Raw genomic sequence first — 7,693 nt, forward strand, 5'->3', positions numbered from 1 at the left:
TCAGGCACAAGATCATCTGACACCTGCAGAACTCTGCCGCCCTGAGACCCAACTGCCAAGCCCCACAAGCGAACTCATTCTGAAATGATCAGTAAAAACAATCGGAGAGGGCTATCCGGTACCTGTACCGGGATCCGCACGCCCCCGGACCCGGCGGATGCCGGTCCGCCGTGGGCGATCAGGGGTGCGGTTCTCGAGCGGCGGCGTTGCCGGCCTTTGCTCGCAGCGCCGCCCCGTGGCTGGTCCGAATCCTGCGTCGCCAGACTGACCCCCGCCCGTCGTCTCAAGGCGCGCCGCAACCCTCGCACCTGGTCCTCAGGACTCCTAACACAATGAGCTACCGGGAATGACTGTCTGTCAGAGAGACGTGGGGTGGGGGTGGGCGTGACGGCTCGAGGCCGACCCGACCGGCGACGGTTACTGCGCAGGAGAACGACACGCGTGCTGTTCGGTGCCGTGCTCTGATCCCGTTGAGTAGTTCGGGACGGGGACCGGGGAGGTGGGCGGGTGCCAGGTGAGAATCCAGCCGGCGGTAAGCACCGCCGCGCCGCCTGCCAGGGCGATTGCGCCGCCTGTTCCGATGCCTGCGGCCACCGAGCCGAAGCAGGTCGGCCCGACGCCCTGCAGCGTCATGCTGCCGGAGCCGAGCAGACCGAAGGCCTGGCCCTGGCCATCCTGCGGCAGGGCGTCCAGGAACGGCCGTTGCAGGCCGAGACCGTAGGCGAATCCGAAACCGCAGAGCAGCAGCAGACAGGACGAGACTCCCACTCCGGGTTCGGCGGCGAAGCCGACCAGCGGCAGTCCCATCAGCGCGATCAACGGGACTACCAGTCGCTCCCGGGTGAGTGGCCGTAGGAGTCGGCCCACCAGCAGGTCACCGACAAGCATGCCGACCGGCAGGCAGCCCATCAGCACCGCATACCAGCCGGGCGCGAAGTGGCGTCCTCCGGCGTAGGCGACGATCAGGCCTTCCGCGCCCGCTATGAACGCGGGCGGGAGCCACTGGGCCAGCATCAGTCGTCGCACCGTGTGTCCGCGCAGCAGTAGGCCGGCACCGTGCAGGCTTGCCCGGACGGCCCCGCCATCGCCCCGAGCGCTGCCGGGTGTGCCGCCGAACTCTCCCGGCTGCAGCCGGGGTAGCCGGATGCGGATAGCGAGCGCGCAGCCGAGGTAGAGGGCGGCGCTTACCGCGAGCGCCCGGTGCGGGCCGAGTACCGCGACGGCCGCACCTCCCAGCGCCAGGCCGAACAATTGCGCGCCGGAGGCAGCGATGTTGTTCAGTGAACGGCCCAGTACATAGGCGTCGCCCTCCAGCGACTGGGCGACCAGCCGACTCGACGCGCCGTGAAACACCGGTGTGGCGAGGGCGACCAGCGCCACGACACCGAGGCTTGCCGCGATCGGCATCCGCACCAGGGCGAGCAGCAGGGCGGCGGCGCACGTCAAGGCGTAGCCGCCGGTGATGAGCGTGCGGGTCGGCAGTTGGTCGGCCAGTGAGCCCAGCAGCAGCGAGCCGAACAGCTGCGGGATGAAGCCGATGCCGAAGGCCAGTGCGCTCAGCAGCGCGGAGCCGGTGGCCGAGAAGACCAGAACCGAGAACGTGGTGATCCGCAGCGCGTCCGCAGTGATCGCGACGGTGCGGGTTGAGAAGAGCAGCCGGAATCGCGGCTCGGCCAGCACCTCCCGGTAGGTGGCACGGTGGTTGCCCTGCGCGGGTTCGGCGGTTGGGGACATGGCGCTCAGCCTCGCCGTGCGCCCACGCCACTCACCAATGATTCGTCGCTGGACGAATCGGAACAGACGCCCGGGGTAGCCTGGCAGGGTGCTGCGCTTCGAAGTCTCCGTCGAGGACCTGCTGCGCAGCCGCTTCGCGCTGTCGCCTGCGCTGGACCTCTGCTTGCTGCTGCGCTCGCTCGCCGGCCAGGACCGGCCGCTGCCGCGAGCCTGGGCCGCCCGGCTCCTGCCGGCCTTTGAACGGCTTCGCCGCGAGACCGAACTGGACGCCGCCCTCGCTCTGCAGGCCCCGCAAGGCGGACCGAACTTCGTCGCCCCGCCTCCGCGCGGCCTCAACCAGACCTGGGCGGACGACCTGGCCGTGATCCGGGCCACACCGTTGGAAGCGGCCCGCCATGAATTCGCCGCCACCGTGACCGGCCCGTCTGCCCGTGATCCCCGCGTACGCGCGGTGCTGGACTCGCCGGACGCCGTCTCCAGGATCGCCGAGGCGATGGACCAGGCGTGGCACGACCTGCTCGCCGCGGACTGGCCGCAACTGCGCGCGATCTGTGAGCGCGATGTCGTGCACCGGGTGGGTGTGATCGGCGAACACGGATGGGCCACGACCATCGAGAGCCTGCACCCGGGCATCGCCTGGCGCGCCGGTGGTATCGAGGTCGGCTTCTTCCGAGGCGGAACAGTCCGCCTCGCCGGCGACGGGCTCCTGCTGATCCCTTCGGTCTTCGTCGGGCATATCGCCGCCCACCTGGAAGACCCCTGGCCCAGGACGTTGGTCTATCGTGCCCGCGGCACCGCCGCCCTGTGGGGCGAACAGGAGACCGTCCCCCAACCGGACGCGCTGACCGCTCTGGTCGGCCGGGCCCGAGCCCGGCTGCTGGTGGCGCTGGACGCCCCGGCCAGCACCAGCCACCTCGCCCGAAGCCTCGCCATGGCACCCGGCGCGGTAGGAGACCACCTCGCCATCCTGCGAGGCGCGGGGCTGCTCGTCCGCGCCCGGTCCGGACGGTCGGTGCTCTACCGGCGCACCCCCCTCGGGGAGGCACTGGTCGCCGGTTCGGGCTGACGGCTCAGATCAGCACTGCTTCTTTGAGGCGCCGCCAGCAGATGCCTGACGGTCAACCACCACCCCTTCGTGCTCCCGCCGAAGCTCGCCCGCCTCATCGACGATCAGCTGCAGCACAGCCCCCGGCACAGCAACACGGCCGGGTGCAGATACCTCTCGCCCGGTCACAGCCCTGGACGCCCGCGCAACCCCCTCGGCCTCGCCGACACCCTGAGACACCATGGTCTGCCCGCCCGCGCAGCACGGAACACCGCCATGATGGACGCCCTGCTAGACCTGCCTCCCATGGTCACCGCCGACCTGCTCGGCATCCACCCCAGACAGCCGAACGCTGGGCCACCCTCGCCGGCGGGAACTGGTCCGAACACTTGGCAGCGCGACGGGCTGCCTCGCAGGGCTGGGCAGTTGAGCAGGGCAGTGTTCCGAGTCTGCGCTATTGAGGGATGGTGAGCAGGATGCGGCCGTGGCCACCGCCAGCGTCGACGTGGTCGTGGGCCTTGGCGATGTCGTCCAGCGGGTGACGGTCGCCGACGGCGACGGTAAGGGCGCCGACGGCGGCGGCGGAGGTGAGGTCGCGGGTGGCATGGCGCTTGGCCTCGGCGGGGAAGTCGTCGCTGCCGAGCAGCCGCAGGGTGACGTTGTTGAACAGCAGAGGCCAGAAGGGTATCTCGGTGCGGTCCGTGCGGGTGGCGTAGGCGGCGATGACGGCTCCCTGGGCGGCGACGGCGTTGTCGAGGTCGGCATTGTCGGACAGTGCGACCTCGATGATCCGGTCGACGCCCCGCGGCGCGTACGAGCGGATGGCTGCGGCGGGGTCGCCGGTGTCCAGGGCGACGGCGTGGGAGACGACGGCCGGGTCGACGCGGTCGAGGTCCGCGGTTCGGCGGACGGTCGCGATCACAGTCGCGCCGGCCCAGTGGGCGAGCTGGGCGGCCAGGGAGCCGACGCCGCCAAGGACTCCGTGGACCAGGACCAGCCGGCCGTCGACCGGGCCGTCGGCGAAGTCGGTGCGGTGGGCGGTGATGCCGGGGATGCCGAGGCTCGCGCCCAGCTCGTCACTCAGATGATCTGGCAGAGGTACGGCTTGGTGGTCAGGTACGACGGTGTACTGAGCAGCTGTGCCGGAGGGGCGGTAGGACTGGGCGCCGTATACCCAGACCCGTTGTCCGACGCGGTGGACGTCGACTCCGGCGCCCACGGTGTCGATGACTCCGGCGGCGTCGCTGTGCGGGATCACCCGCGGGAAGGGCATGGACGAGCCGAGCCAGCCGCGCCGCTTCTTGGTGTCTCCTGGGTTGACACCCGAGACGGTGACGCGGACGCGCACCTCACCGGGGCCGGGGACGGGATCAGGGAGTTCGCCGACGTGCAGGACATCGGCGGCGGGGCCCTGGTCGTCGTACCAGGAAGCAAGTATGGAAGTACCTCCGTGGGCAGTCAGCTCGCGGGAGCGGCGGGCGCATGTGGATCGCTGTCGGCGCATGCGGTGTCGAATGCGGGCGGCTTCTCCCCGAGAGTCTCGCGCAGCCATGTCCGTTCGGCGCGGCTGGTGGCGCGGGCGGTCAGCAGCATGCCCCGCCGGTAGGGGTCGGCGATCTCCTCGGCACGCAGGGGCCGCTCGTTGTCGTAGAAGAAGCTCGCCGGTTCTTCCAGGAACTCAAGCCGTCTGCGCAGCACCGCGTGCTGTTCGGCCACGTCGGGCAGGTGGGAGAGGAATGCCAGGACGATGTAGAACCGGGTGAAGTCGGTAATCTCGTGGTCGGCGGGCTTGCGCAGGCGCTGAAGCATTTCGGCCCGTCCGGCCGCGGTCAGGCTGAGCACGTATCCGCCCAGGCCGGCCGTCCGCCGACCACGGTCTTTCGGCTCAGGTCCCAGGATTCGATCTCTTCTTCCACCGGGATGCGCGAGGTCAGCAGCGTCCCGTGCGGGCCGAATGCGATGCCGCTGACCGCGTTGCCGGGGAGGCCGGGGTGCTCACTGTCGGTCCGAGCTGTGGGCAGGATGGCGATGACTCGGCGTGCCGCGATGTCCCACAGGGTAACGTGCTCAGACGGCACGGACTGGGAGGGGTTACTGACTCCGTAGGCGAGGACGCGACTGTCGGGCCGGAAGGCCAGGAGGACCGTGCAGGGCGCGGGAGCCCGAGGCTCTCCGGGCGGAGCAGGGCAGGCGACCAACGGGAGGTCGGCCACCCGGTCGCCGTTGCGCACTTGGAACCTGGTCCGGCCGGAAGGGCGGTCCAGGCGGGCGGTGGCGAGGGTTCGGCCGTCCGGACTGAAGACAGCCGCGGTGACGGGCGTGTTCTGCCAGTTCGCGTCTGTGGACGATCGCTAAGGGCTCTGCGGTCCCCCTGATAGGGCAGCGTCCGTCATTGTCGGTTGAGGGCAGGGTGGTAGCGACCGTCGAAGCACGTGACGGCCCATCAAGCGACGTCCGTACGCGCGTGGCTCACGGTGCCCATCTCCAGGGCCGGTACGTCCGCCTCCGCGAGCGGTGGGCGGAAGCCCTCCGCCCAGGTGTTGGTGGCCACTTCGATGACGGAGAGGTCGCACGGTTTCGGACAGCGGTAGGAAGTACGGTCTCGTCCTCATCGGGTTGGGCTGCGGGCCCGTTTCGCCTCTTACAACGTTCCGAGGTCAGGGCGAACCGATTCGACGCAAGCGCTTCGACGGGATGTTACGACCGGCATTGCGCGGGCCAGTCGCGCAACGCGAAGCGCAAACGGAGCCAACCCCCGTTCAGGGGCGGCTGCTTCGACGAGTGGCGTTCGCTCCGGTGCTCCCTGATCTGGGTCCACTCGGAGACGTTCCTGTTCAGCGGCATGATGGAGGGTCATCCGGAGGTTCGGTGGCCGGCCGCCGGCCACACACGCGCGGCCCGCAGCACCATCGCGGCAGTGGGTCGGGCCGCGGTCAGGACCCGTTCCATCGCAACTTTTCGTGCTTCCCAAGAGCTTGCGAACCGCGGCAATCAGCAGTCGAATCGATTCCGCAGCAAGGTCCGCAGGAAGGGTCTCCCCACCCTTGGCAGCCCTGCGAGACCGGTAACACCGTCTCCCCCCGCTCTCTCTCCGCAATCCCCCTGCACAACGGCACGTTCAGGCGCTTCGGCATGTGTCACCGCCACCACCGCAACCCGACCGGGTTGCACCGGCACGGTAGGGAGTCCAGATGGGAACCACACGTTCAAGACGCCGTCTGCTGCCCAGGCGCGACAGCGTCGAGCGGTTGCTCGCGGCGTTACGCCACCGTGGCGCGCCCCGAAACGCGTCGCCTCGGACACATCTCCCTCCGTCGGCGGGCCCGGCCCGTTCCCGGTGGAAGACGTTCGCCCGGGCGGGGGCCGCAGCCGCGCTCGTCGCCGGCGCTCTGGCCGGCGCCACGGCCACGGCCGGTACCGCCCGGGCCGCCACGTCCGGGCCCTGTGACATCTACGCGGCAGGCGGCACGCCCTGTGTGGCGGCGCACAGCACCACCCGAGCGCTGTACGCCTCGTACAACGGGCCGCTGTACCAGGTCCGGCGCGCCTCGGACAACTCCACCCGCGACATCGGGGTTCTGAGCGCGGGCGGGTACGCCGACGCCGCCGCCCAGGACTCGTTCTGCTCGGGGACGTCCTGCCTGATCACGGTCATCTACGATCAGTCCGGCCGCAACAACAACCTCACCCAGGCACCCGGCGGCGGTGCCGCGGGCGGCCCCGACAACCTCGCGAACGCGACCGCCGCGCCCACCACGGTGGGCGGACACAAGGCCTACGGCGTCTTCGTGGCGCCCGGGACGGGCTACCGGAACAACCACACCAACGGCATCGCCACCGGGGACAACGCCGAGGGCATGTACGCGATCTTCGACGGCACGCACTACAACGGCGGCTGCTGCTTCGACTACGGCAATGCCGAGACGGACAGCAACGACGACGGCAACGGCACGATGGAGGCCATCTACTTCGGCAACATCAAGGTGTGGGGCTACGGTTCGGGCAACGGTCCGTGGATCATGGCCGACCTGGAGAACGGCCTCTTCTCCGGGGTGAACCAGCATTACAACGCCAACGACCCGACCATCAACTACCGCTACACGACCGCCATCATCAAGGGCGGCCCGAACCACTGGGCGATCCGCGGCGGCAACGCGCAGTCCGGCGGCCTGTCCACCTTCTACGATGGAGTACGCCCCAACGTTTCGGGTTACAACCCGATGCGCAAGCAGGGCGCCATCATCCTGGGCACCGGCGGCGACAACAGCAAGGGCGCCCAAGGCACCTTCTACGAGGGCGTGATGACCTCCGGCTACCCGTCGGACGCCACGGAGAACGCTGTCCAGGCCAACATCACCGCGGCCGGGTACGGCAACTCCGCAGGAGGCGGGACGAGTACCGGCGCGCTGCACGCGGTGGGCGCGGGCAAGTGCCTGGACGTGCCGAACTCCTCTACCACGGCCGGCACACAACTGCAGATCTGGGACTGCAGCGGCGGCGCCAACCAGACGTGGACCCGCACGTCCTCGGGCCAGCTGACCGTCTACAGCGGCAGCAGCCAGATGTGCCTGGACGCGTACAACAACCAGACGTCCGCCGGCACCAAGGTGGTGACCTGGCCGTGCAACGGCGGTGCCAACCAGCAGTGGCAGGTGAACTCGGACGGCACCGTCACCGGCGTCCAGTCCGGGCTGTGCCTCGACGTCACCGGCGCTTCGACGGCCAACGGCGCCCTGGCGGAACTCTGGCCGTGCAACGGCGGATCCAACCAGCAATGGAGCCTCAACTGACCTGAAAGGCTCCGGTGCGGGGGGGGGGCGCCCCCCCCCCGCGCCCCCACCGCCCCGCCGACGGCGACCCCCGCCCCCCCCCCCCCCCGCGGCGCGGCGGTCTGGGGGGGCGCGCGGGGGGGGC

At 70.1% G+C, this 7,693-nt stretch carries 5 protein-coding genes and 1 pseudogene; 2 read left to right on the forward strand and 4 right to left on the reverse strand.

Translation table 11 applies throughout. The features are described 5' to 3' along the window. Positions 1–417 precede the first annotated feature (417 nt). The gene (locus ACWGJB_RS45000) at positions 418–1,734 is read right to left on the reverse strand and encodes an MFS transporter (RefSeq protein ID WP_453385829.1); all 1,317 of its coding nucleotides are present in this window, start codon (positions 1,732–1,734) and stop codon (positions 418–420) included. Between the two features lie 88 nt (positions 1,735–1,822). Between ACWGJB_RS45000 and ACWGJB_RS45005 the strand changes: the two genes are divergently transcribed. Beyond that, a complete protein-coding gene (locus ACWGJB_RS45005; RefSeq protein ID WP_453385830.1) occupies positions 1,823–2,800 on the forward strand; it encodes an ArsR/SmtB family transcription factor in 978 nt (325 codons plus the stop codon). Between the two features lie 433 nt (positions 2,801–3,233). Here the strand turns inward: ACWGJB_RS45005 and ACWGJB_RS45010 are convergent, their stop codons facing one another. From ACWGJB_RS45010 to ACWGJB_RS45020, 3 genes and pseudogenes are all read right to left on the reverse strand, one after another. Beyond that, on the reverse strand, positions 3,234–4,217 hold the full coding sequence (locus ACWGJB_RS45010; protein WP_453385884.1) for an NADPH:quinone reductase: 984 nt from the start codon (positions 4,215–4,217) through the stop codon (positions 3,234–3,236). Between the two features lie 20 nt (positions 4,218–4,237). Then, a pseudogene (locus ACWGJB_RS45015) lies at positions 4,238–4,639 on the reverse strand (PadR family transcriptional regulator); the annotation flags it as partial. Next, complete coding sequence (locus ACWGJB_RS45020) at positions 4,609–4,857, reverse strand: hypothetical protein (protein WP_453385831.1); 249 nt, start codon at positions 4,855–4,857, stop codon at positions 4,609–4,611. The gene ACWGJB_RS45020 and the pseudogene ACWGJB_RS45015, both read right to left, overlap by 31 nt. A 1,113-nt stretch (positions 4,858–5,970) precedes the next feature. Here ACWGJB_RS45020 and ACWGJB_RS45025 point away from each other — a divergent pair. After that, positions 5,971–7,569, forward strand: a complete 1,599-nt coding sequence (locus ACWGJB_RS45025) for an arabinofuranosidase catalytic domain-containing protein (RefSeq protein ID WP_453385832.1) — start codon at positions 5,971–5,973, stop codon at positions 7,567–7,569. Positions 7,570–7,693: the final 124 nt, after the last annotated feature.

This window comes from Streptomyces sp. NPDC054813 (assembly GCF_053611365.1).